The organism is Pseudomonas sp. F(2018), assembly GCF_005508865.1.
Classification (GTDB): Bacteria; Pseudomonadota; Gammaproteobacteria; order Pseudomonadales; family Pseudomonadaceae; genus Aquipseudomonas.
In genome coordinates, this window is sequence record NZ_SCOM01000005.1 from 292,486 (window position 1) to 307,571 (window position 15,086).

Annotated in this window: 12 protein-coding genes; 9 read left to right on the forward strand and 3 right to left on the reverse strand. The window is 69.8% G+C overall.

Features of this window, described 5'->3' with window-relative positions; genetic code table 11:
- Positions 1–181: 181 nt before the first annotated feature.
- The gene (locus tag FFS62_RS20875) at positions 182–928 is read left to right on the forward strand and encodes an ABC transporter substrate-binding protein (RefSeq protein WP_137974778.1); all 747 of its coding nucleotides are present in this window, start codon (positions 182–184) and stop codon (positions 926–928) included.
- 163 nt (positions 929–1,091) lie between these two features.
- Here the strand turns inward: FFS62_RS20875 and dbpA are convergent, their stop codons facing one another.
- Both dbpA and FFS62_RS20885 read right to left on the reverse strand, forming a co-directional pair.
- Positions 1,092–2,426, reverse strand: a complete 1,335-nt coding sequence (gene dbpA / locus FFS62_RS20880) for an ATP-dependent RNA helicase DbpA (protein ID WP_137974861.1) — start codon at positions 2,424–2,426, stop codon at positions 1,092–1,094.
- A 109-nt stretch (positions 2,427–2,535) separates the two neighbouring features.
- Positions 2,536–3,423: an acyltransferase gene (locus tag FFS62_RS20885; protein ID WP_137974779.1), complete on the reverse strand. Its 888-nt coding sequence runs from the start codon at positions 3,421–3,423 to the stop codon at positions 2,536–2,538.
- 155 nt (positions 3,424–3,578) lie between these two features.
- On the opposite strand from FFS62_RS20885, the gene FFS62_RS20890 reads away from it, so the two are divergent.
- The 5 genes from FFS62_RS20890 (at position 3,579) to creB (ending at position 8,208) form a co-directional block, all read left to right on the forward strand.
- Positions 3,579–4,823, forward strand: coding sequence for an HD-GYP domain-containing protein (locus FFS62_RS20890; protein WP_137974780.1), 1,245 nt, complete (start codon positions 3,579–3,581; stop codon positions 4,821–4,823).
- Between the two features lie 229 nt (positions 4,824–5,052).
- Positions 5,053–5,220: a hypothetical protein gene (locus tag FFS62_RS23215; protein WP_171016379.1), complete on the forward strand. Its 168-nt coding sequence runs from the start codon at positions 5,053–5,055 to the stop codon at positions 5,218–5,220.
- Positions 5,221–5,228: 8 nt separating this feature from the next.
- Entirely contained in the window at positions 5,229–6,059 is an 831-nt protein-coding gene (locus FFS62_RS20895; protein ID WP_137974781.1) for a hypothetical protein, read from the forward strand.
- Positions 6,060–6,178: 119 nt separating this feature from the next.
- Positions 6,179–7,291, forward strand: a complete 1,113-nt coding sequence (locus tag FFS62_RS20900) for a PEP-CTERM sorting domain-containing protein (protein ID WP_171016380.1) — start codon at positions 6,179–6,181, stop codon at positions 7,289–7,291.
- Positions 7,292–7,521: 230 nt separating this feature from the next.
- The gene (gene creB, locus FFS62_RS20905) at positions 7,522–8,208 is read left to right on the forward strand and encodes a two-component system response regulator CreB (RefSeq protein ID WP_137974783.1); all 687 of its coding nucleotides are present in this window, start codon (positions 7,522–7,524) and stop codon (positions 8,206–8,208) included.
- Here the strand turns inward: creB and FFS62_RS20910 are convergent.
- Positions 8,205–12,020: an AAA family ATPase gene (locus FFS62_RS20910; RefSeq protein WP_171016381.1), complete on the reverse strand. Its 3,816-nt coding sequence runs from the start codon at positions 12,018–12,020 to the stop codon at positions 8,205–8,207. The two genes, creB and FFS62_RS20910, sit on opposite strands and share 4 nt — an antisense overlap.
- Before the next feature lie 245 nt (positions 12,021–12,265).
- Between FFS62_RS20910 and creC the strand changes: the two genes are divergently transcribed.
- From creC to FFS62_RS20925, 3 genes are all read left to right on the forward strand, one after another.
- Entirely contained in the window at positions 12,266–13,690 is a 1,425-nt protein-coding gene (creC, locus tag FFS62_RS20915; RefSeq protein WP_137974785.1) for a two-component system sensor histidine kinase CreC, read from the forward strand.
- An 84-nt stretch (positions 13,691–13,774) separates the two neighbouring features.
- Positions 13,775–14,038 (forward strand): hypothetical protein, encoded by a 264-nt coding sequence (locus tag FFS62_RS20920; RefSeq protein WP_137974786.1) that lies wholly within the window; start codon positions 13,775–13,777, stop codon positions 14,036–14,038.
- Positions 14,039–14,040: 2 nt separating this feature from the next.
- Positions 14,041–15,036 carry a hypothetical protein gene (locus tag FFS62_RS20925; protein ID WP_137974787.1) on the forward strand — a complete coding sequence of 332 codons (996 nt, stop codon included), beginning with the start codon at positions 14,041–14,043 and terminating at the stop codon, positions 15,034–15,036.
- The last annotated feature ends 50 nt before the right edge of the window (positions 15,037–15,086 follow it).

Sequence of the window (15,086 nt, forward strand, 5' to 3'; positions counted from 1 at the left end):
ATTTGGCTGGTTTCCCTGCTGTCAGAGCCCCTCAGCAAGGCCCGGAATTGGTGAGCGGCGCACAGCAGAGGGGCATGCAGGGAGCGGGTTGTGAGCGCGGGCACGCCTGCTGCCCGACGGTCGCGCGGGTGGGCGGGGAGATGGCTAGTCTTAGAGGGTTCCTCGTAGTCGGAAGTCGGGCATGAGTCGATTCCCTGGTATCGCGTTGCTGGTCGCCCTGCTCCTGGGAGAGCCGGCGGTGGCCGAGCACTTGCGCCTAACCGGCGACTCCTGGCCTCCCTTCACCGATCAGCGCCTGCCCAACAATGGCCTGGCTGCCGACCTGGTGAGCACGGCGCTGCAGCGCGCCGGGCATACCACCGAGTATGTCGAGGTGCCCTGGGCGCGGGTGTTGCGGGGTCTGCAACAGGGCGACTACGACGTGATAGTGGCCGCCTGGTACAGCGCCGAGCGCACCCAGTTCGGGCTGTTCTCCGATCCCTACCTGGTCAACCGCATCCGCTTCCTGCGTCGCGCCGGCATGCCCATCGAATACAGCGGGCTGGATAGCCTGCAGCCGCACAGCATCGCCGTGGTGCGTGGCTACAGCTACGACGCGGCCTTCGATGCCGCCCAGGGGCTGAGCAAGGTGCCGGTGCTGGAGTTCGCCATGGGCGCGCGCATGTTGGCGGCTGGGCGGGTGCAGCTGACCCTGGAGGACGAGCTGGTGGCGCAGTACCACCTCAATCGCGACCTGCGCGAGGTGCGCGATTCAATAGAGTTCGTCGAGGTGCCGTTGAGCGAGAACGGCCTGCACATTCTGGTGCGCCGCAGCCATCCGCTGCACCAGCAGATCGTCCGCGAGTTCAACGCCAACATCGCGGCGATGCGTGCGGACGGCGGCTACCGGCGCATCTTCCAGCGCCATGGTCTGGCCAGCGGCGATTAGCGAGCGATTCCCTCTCCCTTCGGGATAGGGTGCCCAGAGGGCGGGTGAGGGAATGGAGTGTAGATGGATCACCCGCCCTCGGCGTTGGCATCCTGTGTCGACTTAGCTCCCTCACCTGCGCGGGCCGCCCCAACCCCCTCCCGGAGGGAGAGGGGGGCAGGACCTAGAGCATCCGCACGCGCACCGCGCGGCCTTTGATCTTGCCGCTCTGCAGGCGCTGCATGGCCTGCTTGGCGACATTACGGTCGACCGCGACATAGGCCTGGTAATCGAAGATGGCGATCTTGCCGACCTTGTCGCCGGGGATGCCCGCATCGCCGGTCAGCGCACCGAGGATGTCGCCGGGGCGCAGCTTGTCCTTGCGTCCGGCGGCCAGACACAGGCTGTGCATCGGCGGCAGCAGCGGCTCGCCCTTGTCCTTCAGCTCGCCGAGCAGCTGCCAGGTCAGCGGGCTGCCCTGCAGCTCCTCGATGGCCTGGGCGCGGCTGGCCTCGCTGGGGGCTACCAGGCTCACGGCCAGGCCCTTCTCGCCGGCGCGGCCGCTGCGGCCGATGCGGTGGATATGCACCTGGGCATCACGGGCCAGCTCGACGTTGATCACCAGCTCCAGGCCGACGATGTCCAGGCCGCGGGCGGCCACGTCGGTGGCCACCAGCACGCTGAGGCTGCGGTTGGCGAACAGGGTCAGCACCTGGTCGCGGTCGCGCTGCTCCAGGTCGCCGTGCAGGGCGGCGGCGGAAATCTTCTCCGCCTCGAGAATCGCCGCCAGCTCGTCGCACTGCTGGCGGGTGGCGCAGAAGGCCACCGCCGGCTGCTTGCGGAAGTGGCGCAGCAGGCGGATCACCGCCTCCATGCGCTGCTTGCCGTCGATCTCGTAGAAGCGCTGCTCGATCTGCCCGTCATCGTGCAGGGCCTCCACCTGCACCCGCTCCGGATCGCGCAGGAAGCGCGCGGCCAGCTGCTCGATGCCGGCCGGGTAGGTGGCGGAGAACAGCAGGGTCTGGCGGCGCGCCGGAGTCTGCTCGATGACTTCGGCGATGCTGTCGAAGAAGCCCATGTCGAGCATGCGGTCGGCCTCGTCCAGCACCAGGGTGTTGAGGCCGTCGAGCTTCAGGGTGCCCTTGCGCAGGTGCTCCTGGATGCGCCCCGGGGTGCCGACGACCACGTGGGCGCCGTGCTCCAGCGAGCCGATCTGCGGGCCGAAGGGCACGCCGCCGCAGAGGGTCAGGATCTTGATGTTGTCCGCCGCGCGGGCCAGGCGGCGCAGCTCCTTGGCCACCTGGTCGGCCAGCTCGCGGGTCGGGCACAGCACCAGCGCCTGGCAGCCGAAGAAGCGCGGATTGAGCGGGTGCAGCAGGCCGATGCCGAAGGCCGCGGTCTTGCCGCTGCCGGTCTTGGCCTGGGCGATCAGGTCGCGGCCCTTGAGGATCAGCGGCAGGCTGGCGGCCTGGATCGGCGTCATCTCGGCGTAGCCGAGGGCGGTGAGGTTGTCGCGCATGGCGGCGGACAGCGACAGGGAGGCGAAGGCGGTGGTCACGGGGCGAACCTGGCGGGGAGGGCGGGCGCGAAGTGTAACAGGCCGCGCCGTCGCGCTCCCGCCGTGCCGATCAGACGCTGCGCTTGAGCTCGGTGATGTGCGCGTCCTTGTCCTGCCACAGCTGGCTGACCCAGGCCTGCACGTACTGGCGGAATTCCGGATCGTTCTCGTAGTCGCCGGCCCACAGCGCGGGGTCCAGCTCGCGGGTCTGGATATCCATGATCACCCGCGGCACCTGGCCGCTGATCAGCTTCCAGAAGCCTGGCGGGCGCTGGCCTGGGTAGACCAGGGTGACATCGAGCAGGGCGTCGAGCTGCGGGCCCAGGGCCGCCAGAGTAAAGGCCACGCCGCCGGCCTTGGGCTTGAGCAGGTGCTGGTAGGGCGAGCCCTGCTGGGCCTGCTTGACCGGGGTGCAGCGGGTGCCCTCCAGGTAGTTGACCACCGTCACCGGCAGGTCCTTGAAACGCTCGCAGGCGCGCCTGGTGATCTCCAGGTCCTTGCCGGCCATCTCCGGGCGCTTGGCCAGGAAGGCCTTGGAGTAGCGCTTCATGAAGGGGTAGTCGAGTGCCCAGAAGGCCAGGCCCAGGAAGGGCACCCAGATCAGCTCCTGCTTGAGGAAGAACTTGAAGTAGGGCGTCTTGCGGTTGAAGGCCTGGACCAGTGCGGGGATGTCCACCCAGGACTGGTGGTTGCTGATCACCAGGTAGGAGCGGTCGCGGCGCAGGCCCTCGCCGCCGCGGATGTCCCACACGGTGGGGGTGAGCAGGGCGAAGATCAGCTTGTCGATCTCCGCCCAGGTCTCCGCCACCCACATCACCCCGCGCGAACAGGCGTTGCGCAGGCGCTTGCCCGGCAGCACCAGCTTGAGCAGGGCGATCAGCAGCAGCGGACCGATCAGGACCAGGGTGTTGAGCAGCAGTAGCAGGACCACGCTGCAGGCGGTGAGCAGTCGACGCATGGGGACTCCTTGTCGCGAAGTGCAGTCATGATAACTGGCGGGTTGCGCCCGCGAGCAATGCCAGCGCCGGTAAAAATGCCTTGATGGCAATGTGCCTTGCAGCAACCTGGCGTATTCTTCAGTTCAACAAGAACGCATCCCTCCGGTCTTTCATCGTGCTCAAACGTATCGCTGTCGCCGAGCTGCGCATCGGCATGTATATCCACGAGTTCTGCGGTTCATGGATGGACCATCCGTTCTGGAAGGGGCGCTTCCTGCTCGACAACGAGCGTGACCTGCAGCGCGTGCGCGACAGCGACGTGCACGAGGTGTGGATCGACGTCAGCAAGGGCCGCGATGTGGCGCCGGGTCAGGCCAGCCAGAGCGTCGCCGAAGTCGAGGCGGAGACCGAGGCGCAGCTGCTCGCCGCCGACACTCGCACCCCGCCGGCCCGCACCAGCCTCGACCAGGAAGTGCAGCGCGCGCTCAAGCTGTGCTCGCAGGCCAAGTCAGCGGTGATGCAGATGTTCAGCGACGCGCGCATGGGCCAGGCCGTGGCCCTGGAGAATGTCGGCGAGCTGGTGCAGGAAATCTCCGACTCGGTGCTGCGTCACCCCAACGCGCTGATCAGCCTGGCGCGCCTGAAGACCTCCGACGAATACACCTACATGCACTCGGTGGCGGTCTGTGCGCTGATGATCGCCCTGGCTCGCCAGCTGGAAATGACCGAGGAGCAGGTGCGCGAGGCGGGCGAGGCGGGCCTGTTGCATGACATCGGCAAGATGGCCATTCCCGACGCCATTCTCAACAAGCCGGACAAGCTCACCGATGCCGAATTCGGCACCATGCGCCTGCATCCCGAGGCCGGCGCCAAGATGCTGCTGGACTGCCGGCAGATCAGCGCCCTGGTGCTCGACGTGTGCCTGCACCACCACGAGAAGTTCGACGGTTCGGGCTACCCGCACCGCCTGGTTGGCGAGCAGATCAGCCTGTTCGCGCGGATGGGCGCGGTGTGCGACGTGTACGACGCGATCACCTCGGACCGTCCGTACAAGAAGGGCTGGGACCCGGCCGAGGCGATCCGCAAGATGGCCGAGTGGAAGGGGCACTTCGATCCGCAGATCTTCCAGGCCTTCGTCAAATCGGTGGGCATCTACCCGGTCGGCGCCCTGGTGCGCCTGGAGAGCGGCCGCCTCGGCGTGGTCCTGGAGCAGCACGAGAAGTCGCTGCTCACGCCGCGGGTCAAGGTGTTCTTCTCCGCCCGCTCCAAGCTGCCGATCCCCCAGGAAGTGCTCGACCTGGCCAAGCTGGCCGGGCGCGACAAGATAGTCGCGCGCGAGTCAGCCGAGGACTGGGGCTTCAAGAACATCGAGGAACTCTGGTCCGGCATTCCGGCCAGCAAGGGCTCGATCTTCGGCTGACCCCGCGCCTTCGGCACACGCAGGCGCATCAACTATCCCTCTGTCCCGTGGTGGTGGCCAACGCTACCGCCCGTCGCCTGTGCGCGCCTGCACGCCCAGGCGAACGAACGGCGAACGCTGACCGCGCAGAGTGCCGGCGTGTCCCCGAGGCGCCGCCTTGCCGAGGGGGCACGGCTGGCCACCAGCGCGGAAGTCGGTGGCGCAATCCTTCAGGAACGAGGAACACACCATGCATCAGATATCGCTCGCCACATTGCTGGCCCTGCTCTGCTCCGTCACTTTGCTGGCCGCCGGACCCAGCCACGCCAATACCGATGCGGAGCGTTCGACCGCCGGGGAACGGGCGCCGGGCAAGCCGCACCAGCCGACCTCGATCAACGCGCCGCGGCAGCCCTAGGAGCCCTCATGTCGAGCAGATTGTCCGTACTGCTGGGCGCACTGCCGCTGTTGGCCTGGGCCTCGCTGGCCCAGGCCGGCGACGGCGCCCGGATGTTCGAAGGCGCGCCCTTCTATGCCCAGTACATCGTCGACTACTGGCGCCAGCCGTCGACGGCCGTCTCGGCCAATCCGTCGCTCCAGGCGCCGGGCCGGACCGTGGAAAAGACCCACACTGGTGGCGGCCCGACCCAGGGACCCGGGGTGGTGGAGCTGCGCGCCAAGCTGGCACGCCTGCAGGGCGAGCTGCTGCGCCACCCGTTGCTGCGCGATCCACGAGGTTTCAGCATGACCGCCAGCGGCTCCATGGGGCCGGTGCGCGGCGGGCCGATGCCGGTGCCGGCCACCGGCGGCGTGGGTGTCGGCGCCTATCCGCTGAACCTCGATGACACGGCCACCCGGCGTGGTGCCGATGGCCGCTACCACACGCCCGGCGAGGCGTCGTTCCTCGAAGTGCGGGCCAACGAACTGGACGACCTGGACGGCCGCCAGCCGGTCGGGCGCTGGAACGACATCGCCCTGGTCAATCGCGGCGACGGCTACATGCTGGTGCTGAACAACAGCGGTCGGCCGCTGTTCCTGGCCAACCCGCCTTATGGCTACCAGGTCAACCCGCAGTTGCTCGATCCCAGTCGGCCGGCGGGGGAGATCCAGTTCCTCACTGCCCGTGTATCCAGTCAGTGGCGCGGCGTACCGCAGAAGCAGATGGACCCGGCCGGCACCATCGGACGGATGATCGGCGTGCTGTTCCTCACCGACTGGAAGGCCCTGCTGCGGGAAATCGAGCCCTCCGCCCGCTAGCGAACGCTGCGCGAACGATGCGCTGGAGAATGGGCGTGGCAGGCGGTGCTTCCGTGTCGGGAAGCTGGAATCAGGGGAGCGCCGCCTGCTCTTTTGAGTCGATGGAAACGGTGACAAGGATGAAAGACTTGCAGTATCAGGCCTGGCCCGTCAGCTCCGCGCTGACTGCCCGGCTGCTCGCGGCGGAGCCCGAGTTCATAGGTCTGGAACGTATTGCCGGGCCGGCCGGCGATGGCTACCTGCGGGTAACCGCGGTGAGCGCCGACGGCCTGCACGTGGTCGGCATGCTGGCCGATCCGGCGGATGCGCTGAGCCTGCGCGCGTTCGTCTGGACCCGCGCCGGCGGCCTGCACAAGCTCAATGGTCTCAACGGTGGCCGCTACTGTGCGGCCGAGGCGATCAGCGCCTACGGTCGAGTGGTGGTGGGTACCGCCGAGGATGGCGATGCCGAGGGCGCCGACCGCGCCTTCCGCTGGACCCGCCAGGGCGGCATGCACAACCTCGGCGCGCTCAACTACGGACGCTACTCCCAGGCTTACGCCTGCAGCGCCGACGGTCTGGTGGTGGTCGGCGATGCCGCCGACGGCGCCATCGGCCATGCCTGCCGCGGCTTCTACTGGACCTTCGCCACGGGCATGCGCAGCCTGGGCACCCTGAGTGGCGGTCTCAGCAGCCACGCCTGTGCGGTCAGCGCCAACGGCCGGGTGATCGCCGGCTACGCCGACGACGGCGCCCGCGACAACGCCCGTCGCGCCGTGCGCTGGACCGAGCAGGATGGCCTGCGCAGCCTGGGCACGCTGAACGGCGGCCACTACTCGATGGCCACGGCGATCAGCGCCGACGGCAGCACCATAGTCGGGGTGGCCGCCGACGGTCATGCCGGCGAGGCCCTGCGCGCCTTCGTCTGGCACGAGGAGACCGGCATGCGCAGCCTCGGCGGGCTGAACGGCGGCCTGGTCTCACGCGCCAACGCGGTCAGTGCCGACGGCGCGGTGATCGTCGGGGTGGCCAGCGACGGCAGCGCCGACGATGGCGAGCGCGGCTTCGTCTGGACCGCCAGCGGCGGCATGCGCACGGTCGAGGCCTGGCTCTACGAAAATTCCCTGGCCGCCGCCGCGATGCCGGTGGTGCAGGCCACCGGCATCAGCGCCGATGGCCAGCTGCTGGTTGGCCAGCTGGAGGGCGAGCGCGCCTTTATCGCCAGCGTGCGCCCGCGCTGGCCCCAGCTCTGAGTTCGGGCGCCAGGGACGGCGCCTACCCATTTCGACTGTTGTCACGGGCAGACAGGGATGTCGCCCACCCTATTCCAGGAGTTCGCCATGTACGAGTGGTTGATCGCCGGCGGCCTGCTGCTGGTGTACCTCAGCGGCCTGTACGTCGCCGGGCCGGTCCGGCGCGATTGACGCCATGCGCGGCATGCGGCACCGTGCCCGGCAGTCACCGCCAGCCCCGCACGGAAGCCATGCCGCACATCCTTATCGTCGAAGACGAAGCCGCCATCGCCGACACCCTGGTGTTCGCCCTGCAGGGCGAAGGCTTCACCACCACCTGGCTGAACCTGGCCGAGGCGGCCCTGGAGTTCCAGCAGCGCACGCCTGCCGACCTGCTGATTCTCGACGTCGGCCTGCCCGACATCAGCGGCTTCGAGGCCTGCAAGCGGCTGCGCCGTTTCTCCGAGGTGCCGGTGATCTTCCTCACCGCCCGCGATGCGGAGATCGACCGGGTGGTGGGCCTGGAAATCGGCGCCGACGACTACGTGGTCAAGCCGTTCAGCCCGCGGGAGGTGGCGGCGCGGGTCAAGGCCATCCTCAAGCGCATGGCGCCGCGTGCCAGCGAGCCGGCCGTTGCCGATGGCGGGCTGTTTCGCGTGGATGCCGAGCGGGTGCAGATCCACTACCGCGAGCAGCTGCTGGTGCTGACCCGGCACGAGTTCCGCCTGCTGCAGGCGCTGCTGGCGCAGCCGGAGCGGGTGTTCGCCCGCGAGCAACTGCTCGATGCCCTGGGCGTGCCGGCCGACGCCGGCTACGAGCGCAACATCGACAGCCATATCAAGAGCCTGCGCGCCAAGCTGCGCCAGGTGGCTCCCGACGCCGAGCCGATCCAGACCCACCGCGGCCTGGGCTACAGCTACAGCCCGCGCAGCGCCTAACCGGCGAGCAGCGCCTCGGCGTCCAGGCGGTCCTGCGGGTCGGCGCTCGCGATCTGCTCGGCCAGCAGTTCAGCCAACGCCGCGCGGTGCGCCACCGTCGGCAGCCAGCGCAGGCGCGTCATCGCCAGGCGCAGGTGCCAGGCGTCGGCGCCCAGGTAGGCGGCCAGTTCATCGGCCTGCGCCAGCAGCGGCGCCACCTCATCCTCGCGACCCAGCGCCAGCAGGGCCTCGACCCGCAGGCGCAGCAGCTCCGGCATCAGGTAGCGATCGGCGCGGCGCGCGGCGATCTCGCCCAGGCGTTCGGCCTCGCGCACCAGCTCGGCATGCCGGCCGAGGCGCAGCAGGGCGTCGAGCTGCAGAGTGCCGAGCGTGACCTCGATGCTCGACATGGACTGCCGATTGCCAGCCACGCCGCGCTCGATATCCGCCATGCCGCCGGCATCGCCTTGGGCCACGCGGGCCCAGCCTGCCATCACATCGGCGATGTCGTGCCACACCTGCAGGCCGTTGCGCTGGCACAGCTCGATGGTTTCCGCGGCCATCGCCGCGACCTGCTGCGGGTCACGGCGCAGGAAGTGCAGCATCGAGGTGAACACCAGCGAATAGCAGATGGCGTTGGCGAAGCCGCCGGCGTGGGCGTCCTCCAGCAGCTCGTGGCAGACCGTCTGCGCGCGCTCGGCCTGGCCAGCGATCCACAGGCCGAGCAGCAGATAGTTGCGCGCGTTGATCAGCGGGTCCTCGCCGTAGTCGTGCAGGCACTCCAGGCGCACCTCGGGCTTGCAGTTGGCGATCATCGCCTCGGCCAGCGCGCGGGTCTCGCGCAGCGGGCGGCCCCAGAAGGAGCCGACCAGGCAGCAGTTCTGGCCGATCAGCAGGTGCACCGGACGCCCGGTACGCTGCGCCGCTTCCAGTACCTGCAGGCCCAGCTCCAGCACGCGGTCGTGGGTCTGCTCGGATCCGGCGCCGCCCCAGATGCCGAACAGGGTGCGGAAGCGCAGCTCGGGATCCTCGACCTGGGCGCCGAGCGCATGGGCGCGGGCGAAGGCCGCCAGGGTGGCGCTCGCGCCATAGCCCTCGGCGGAGTTGAGCACGGTGCCGAGGGCCAGTTGCAGCTCCAGCTCCAGGCGGTCGCGGCTGGCCTCGGCCGGCAGCTCGGCCAGACATTCGAGGGCGCGCTGCAGGCATTCGGCGGCCTCGCGGTTGGCCGAGATGCGCCGCGCGTTGTTGCTCGCCTGCTGCCAATAGGCGATGGCCTCGGTGTGCTGGCCGGCCTCGCCGAGGTGGTGGGCAACCTGCGCCGGGACATGCTGGGCGCGGGCTGGGAAGCGTTGCAGCAGCACCTCGACGATGCGCCCGTGGGTGCGCCGGCGCTGGGCCCTGGGCTGCGACAGGTAGGCGGCCTGGTGGATCAGCGCGTGCTTGAACTGGTACAGGGTCTGCTGGCTGCCGGGGTTGACCAGGCCGCTGCGCAGCAGCTCCTGGAGCTGTTCGTGCAGCTGCGCCGCAGCGCCGTCGTGCAATGCTTCGAGCAGCTCGATATGGAATTCGCGACCGATGCTGGCCGCCAGTTGGGCGACGGCTCGGGCCGGACCGAGGCGGTCGATGCGCGCCATCAGCAGGTCGTTGAGGGTCAGCGGAATGCTCTGCAGGCGGTCGTCGCGCGCGCCCCACTGCACCAGCTCCTCGATGAACAGCGGCACGCCGTCGGCCAGGGCGAGCACGCGTTGCAGGTCGCCCTGGCCGATGTCGACCTGCAGGCGCGAGGCCATGCTGCGGGCCAGGTCCTGGCTCAGGTGCGGCAGCGTCAGCTGCTGGGCGCCGGCCTCGCGCCAGGGCAGGCCGGGGAACTCGGGGCGCGCGGTCATGAGGATCAGCAGCGGACGCCGCTCCGGCTCGCGCAGCAGGCGATCGAGCAGCTGCAGGGTCGAGGAGTCGGCCCAGTGGGCGTCTTCCAGCACCAGCAGCAACGGCTGGCGCGGGTTGGCGCGGACGATGGTCAGGAGGATCTCTTGCATGCGCTCGCGCCACACCTCGCCGGGCATCGCCGCCACTGGCGAGCCTTCCGGCAGCGGCAGGCCGAGCAGGTCTGCGACCAGGTCGTGGCTCTGCGGCTCGAGGCCGAACACCCGCAGCACTTCGCACAGGTGCGTGTAGCGCTGCGCGGGGCTGGTGCCGGGCACGAAGCTGGCCAGGCTGCGGATCAGCTCGGCACAGGGAAACAGCGGGTCGCTGCGGTGCTGCTCCAGACAGCGCAGTTCCACCTGGCGGCCGGGCAGGGTGGCCGGCAGCCGCTTGCTCAGCTCGTGTACCAAGCGCGACTTGCCGACGCCGGGGTCGCCGCTGAGTAGCAGGCCCTGGCCGCGTCCTTCGTCGTGTACCTGCTGCCACAGGTCGAGCAGGCGCTGCAGCTCTTGGTCGCGCCCCACCAGCGGGGTGAGTTGCGGCTGCACGGCGAGACGGTGACGGGCGCCGCTGACCACCTCGGCGCGGTACAGGGTGCCGGTGCTGGCGCCCGGGCCGGCCAGGCCGCGGTGCAGCGGCAGGCAGCGGAAATAGCCCTCGACCAGGCGATGGGTGACGCCGCTGAGGACCACCTGCTGGTAGTCGGCGTGCTGGCGCACCTGCACGGCGATGTCCGAAGTGAAGCCGGTGGCATCGGGAATCTGCTGGCCCGGCGCGGTGACAATCTGCCCGGTATGCAGGCCGCAGCGCACCTGGGCCGGCTCGCAGGCGGCGGCCAGCGACAGGGCGGCGAGCACGGCCATGCGCGCGGCGTCTTCGCGGGCATGCGGGTAGCCGAAATAGGCCAGCAGGCCGCCGCCATGGGCCTGCACCACATGGCCGCCGTGGGCGCGGATCACCTGCATGCATTGGGCCTGCGGTGCGCCGAGCAGGGCCAGGGCCTCCTCGGGGTCGGCGCAGCCGGCGACGGATATCTCGCAATACAGCACGGTGACCTGGCGCAGCTCGGCCGGCGGTGGCGGCACCGCCACGGCGCGGGTTTCCGGCGCCGGCGCCGCGGGTTGCAGCTTGCCGTCGCGGATGCGTTGCTGCAGCTCCTGGCAGTCCTTGCTCGGGTGCACGCCCAGCTCCTTCCACAGCTGGTTGCGGAAGCTCTCGTACTGCGACAGCGCCGCCGCGCTCTGGCCGTTGCGTGCCAGCAGGCGCATCAGACGCAGCTGGCCGCTTTCCTGCCAGGGGTCCAGCTCCACCAGGCGGCGGGCGTGGGGCAGGGCGCGCTGCAGTTCGCCGCGCTGCTCGAACAGGTTGCTCAGGTGCTCCAGCAGGGCCAGGGCGTGGCAGCGCAGGGACTCGCGCTGCAGCAGCAGCCAGTCCTCGAAGTCCGGGCAGTCCGGCAGGTCGAGGCCGGCGAGGAAGTCGCCGCGATAGAGCGCCGCCGCTTCCTCCAGCTCGGCGATGCAGCTCGGGCACTGCTGGCAGGCCGGGTGGCTGGCGCAGCGCTGGGGTTCGCGGCGAAAGCGCAGCACGTCGATGTGGCCGTCGGGGAGGAAGCGCAGGCTGTTCTTGCTGGCGTCGAACAGTTCCAGGCCGGTGGGGGTTTCCAGCACCCGGCGCAGGTCCGACAGGGTGCGCCGCAGGTTGCCGCGCCAGGTCTCGCTGGGGCTGGATTCCCAGAGCAGGGCGGCGAGCGTCTCGCGGCTGTGTTCGCGATGGTGCTCCAGGCTCAGGTAGGCGAGCAGGGCGCGCATCTTGTCGTAGTTGAAGCCTTCCAGCGGCTGTTCGTGCCAGGAGGCGGCAAAGCTGCCGAGCAGGTTCAGGGCGAACGGCTGGGTAGGGCTGGCGACGTTCATGTCAAAGCTTTCCCGGCCAGGGCGGCGCGGGCTCGGTGGCGAGTGGGGCAGATCCGGTTCGGTTGTGCGGTATGCTGGCCTTGTCGTTCGAGTGTGCCGATGCCTGCGGGCAATGGTCGGCCATGACCGCGGCATCATTCTGCCATCTAAGCCCACGGCCGCCCAGCCTAGCTGACCGTTCGGCCAACCTCGCACAGGGACGTCACCATGCACCACAGCCCCAAGCCACAGCCGGGAGGGCGGCCATGCCGCTAGGCGTTCGCATCTTCCTGGTGTACTTCCTGTTCGTCGGCCTGGCCGGCTGGTTCGTGCTCAGCACGGTGATGGACGAGATCCGCCCCGGCGTGCGCCAGTCCACCGAGGAAACCCTGGTGGACACCGCCAACCTGCTGGCCGAGATCCTGCGCGACGAGGTGAAGAGCGGCCAGCTGGCCCAGGGCCGTCTGCCGGAGCTGCTCAAGGCCTACGGCCTGCGCCAGCCGCAGGCGCAGATCTGGGGCGTGGAGAAGAGTGCGGTGAGCCACCGCATCTACGTCACCGACGCCAGGGGCATCGTCCTGCTCGACTCCAGCGGCGTCGCCGTCGGCCAGGACTATTCGCGCTGGAACGACGTGCTGCTGACCCTGCGCGGCGAGTACGGCGCGCGCTCGACCCGCGAGGACCCGGCCGACGAGAACAGCTCGGTGATGTACGTGGCGGCGCCGATCAAAGATGGCGCGCAGATCATCGGCGTGGTCTCGGTGGCCAAGCCGAATCAGTCGCTGCAGCCCTATATCGAGCGCTCCCAGCGTCGCCTGGGCTGGCTCGGCGCCGGGCTGATCGTGCTCGGCCTGCTGATCGGCGGGGTGCTGTCCTGGTGGCTCAGCGGCTCGCTGCGCAAGCTGACCCGCTATGCCCAGGCGGTCAGCCAGGGCCAGCGCGCCGAGCTGCCGGCCCTGCGCGGCGGCGAGCTGACCCAGCTGGCCCAGGCGGTGCAGAAGATGCGCACCGAGCTGGAGGGCAAGGACTACGTCGAGCAGTACGTGCACACCCTGACCCATGAGCTGAAGAGCCCGCTAGCGGCGATCCGCGGCGCCGCCGAGCTGCTGGAGAGCGACATGCCCGCCGAGCAGCGCCAGCGTTTCGTGGCCAATATCGCCAGCGAGGGCGCGCGCCTGCAGCAGCTGATCGAGCGCCTGCTCAACCTGGCCCTGGTGGAACAGCGCCAGGGCCTGGAGGAGCGGGTGGAGGTGGAGATGCATAATCTCGCCGACGGCCTGCTGCAGTCCCAGGCCGCGCGCATCCAGGCCGCCGGCCTGAGGGTCGAGAACCATATCGCCGCCGGCCTGGTGGTGCCCGGCGAGCGCTTCCTGCTGCGCCAGGCGCTGGCCAACCTGCTGGACAACGCCCTCGACTTCACCCCGCCGGGTGGCGAGCTGCGCTTCAGCGCCGAGGTCGCCGACGGGCATGTGGAGCTGGCGCTGTTCAACCAGGGCGAGGCGATTCCCGACTACGCCCTGCCGCGCCTGACCGAGCGCTTCTATTCACTGCCGCGCCCCGCCAGCGGGCGCAAGAGCACCGGCCTGGGGCTCAACTTCGTGCAGGAGGTGGCGGCGCTGCACGGTGGCGAACTGGCCCTGGCCAACGTACCCGGCGGCGTGCGCGCCAGCCTGCGCCTGCCGCTGGCCTGAACGATTCGCGAACGCTGCACCGCCAAGCTGCGGTTCCCCGACTGCAGCGGCCCTGGCCGCTGCGCCATTCCAGGAGCCGCACCGATGATTCGTCCACTGTTCGCCACACTCACTCTCGCCTGCCTGCTGAGCGGTTGCACCGGCTCCGGGCAGAACGCCCTGCTCGGCGATGTGCTCAGCCGCGCCATGCAGGAAACCTCCCTCAGCGGGACCGACCAGGGCTTGGCGGTCAAGGCCGTGCAGGTGGCGGCGCAGAGCGCCGGCAACCGCGAGCAGAGCAGCGCCGCCCAGGGCGGCGCCCCGACGTCCAGCGCCGAGCCGGCCGCCAAAGACGCGGAGGTCTGGTAGCCATGCCCGGCCTGCGCTTGCTGTGTCTGCTGCTGGGCCTGGGCGGCAGCGCTTTGGCTCTTGCCGATGGTCTGAGCAGCGCCCGCGGCTCGGTCGCCCCGGTGGGGTTCGATATTCAGGGCAGCCCGCTGCCCCAGGCCCAGGTGCCGCAATTGCGCGCGCGCCTGGACGGTCTGCTGGCGCTGTTGCGCCAGACCGGGGCACTGGCGCCGCTGCAGGGCTTCGCCATCGACCAGAGCATGCGCCTGTTCGAGCAGCCGGCCGCACTGAGCGGTGCCCCGGCCGGTGGCTGGGCGCACCTGCTGGTACGCCGGGTCGACCCGGCGCGCAGCGCCAAGGACCCGGCCAGCGGCGGTCTGCGCGGCTACGGCGAGGGCCCGGCGATCGAGATGCGGGTCAACGACCAGGGCGCGCTGTTCGGCTATCCGGTGGGCCAGGATGCGCAGGGCGATTACTTCCAGCTGCTGGTCAAGCCGCGCCGGCTGCAGGGCATGCCGGTGCTGCAGGTCGGCAGCAAGGACGTGGTGGTGGTGCACAAGGCCGGGCGCAAGCCCTTCGCCCATATCAGCCGCCAGCGTTATCTGGAGGGGCTGCTGGCCGGTGAGCGCGAGCATATCGCCAGCCTGCAGCAGCAACTGGCCGAGGCCACGGATGCCGAGAGTCGTCATCAGCTGGAGCAGTTCATTCGCCAGTGGCAGGGCACGGCGGCGCAGAAGCAGGCCACGCTCGATGCCATGTCCGATGCCGAACGGCGCTCGCCGACCTGCCAGAGCAGCAGTAGCCGCGGCCTGTTCGCCCCCTGCAGCGATCCGGGCGCGGTGTACTACGTGGCCTTCGAGCCGGGCTACTTCCAGCCGGGCCTGCCGCCGAGCAGCGTGCAGCTGCTGACCATCAGCGTGGTCAACAAGGGCTTTCTCAACGACAACGAGCTGGGCCTGAAGGTGCGCCAGGCGGTCGCCCAGCTCGACCTGGCGGCCTTGCAGAGGAGCCTCGACTGAGCTGGGCTATGCTTCGTCACAGGTCGAGCCAGCACTGCGGCTGGCAGAGA

What these genes read in the sequence shown, in the direction of transcription:
- FFS62_RS20875 (WP_137974778.1), top strand. Translation starts at nt 182, where the DNA reads ATGAGTCGATTCCCTGGTATCGCGTTGCTGGTCGCCCTGCTCCTGGGA.
- dbpA (WP_137974861.1), bottom strand. Translation starts at nt 2,426, where the DNA reads ATGCGCGACAACCTCACCGCCCTCGGCTACGCCGAGATGACGCCGATC.
- FFS62_RS20885 (WP_137974779.1), bottom strand. Translation starts at nt 3,423, where the DNA reads ATGCGTCGACTGCTCACCGCCTGCAGCGTGGTCCTGCTACTGCTGCTC.
- FFS62_RS23215 (WP_171016379.1), top strand. Translation starts at nt 5,053, where the DNA reads ATGCATCAGATATCGCTCGCCACATTGCTGGCCCTGCTCTGCTCCGTC.
- FFS62_RS20895 (WP_137974781.1), top strand. Translation starts at nt 5,229, where the DNA reads ATGTCGAGCAGATTGTCCGTACTGCTGGGCGCACTGCCGCTGTTGGCC.
- FFS62_RS20900 (WP_171016380.1), top strand. Translation starts at nt 6,179, where the DNA reads ATGAAAGACTTGCAGTATCAGGCCTGGCCCGTCAGCTCCGCGCTGACT.
- creB (WP_137974783.1), top strand. Translation starts at nt 7,522, where the DNA reads ATGCCGCACATCCTTATCGTCGAAGACGAAGCCGCCATCGCCGACACC.
- FFS62_RS20910 (WP_171016381.1), bottom strand. Translation starts at nt 12,020, where the DNA reads ATGAACGTCGCCAGCCCTACCCAGCCGTTCGCCCTGAACCTGCTCGGC.
- creC (WP_137974785.1), top strand. Translation starts at nt 12,266, where the DNA reads ATGCCGCTAGGCGTTCGCATCTTCCTGGTGTACTTCCTGTTCGTCGGC.
- FFS62_RS20920 (WP_137974786.1), top strand. Translation starts at nt 13,775, where the DNA reads ATGATTCGTCCACTGTTCGCCACACTCACTCTCGCCTGCCTGCTGAGC.
- FFS62_RS20925 (WP_137974787.1), top strand. Translation starts at nt 14,041, where the DNA reads ATGCCCGGCCTGCGCTTGCTGTGTCTGCTGCTGGGCCTGGGCGGCAGC.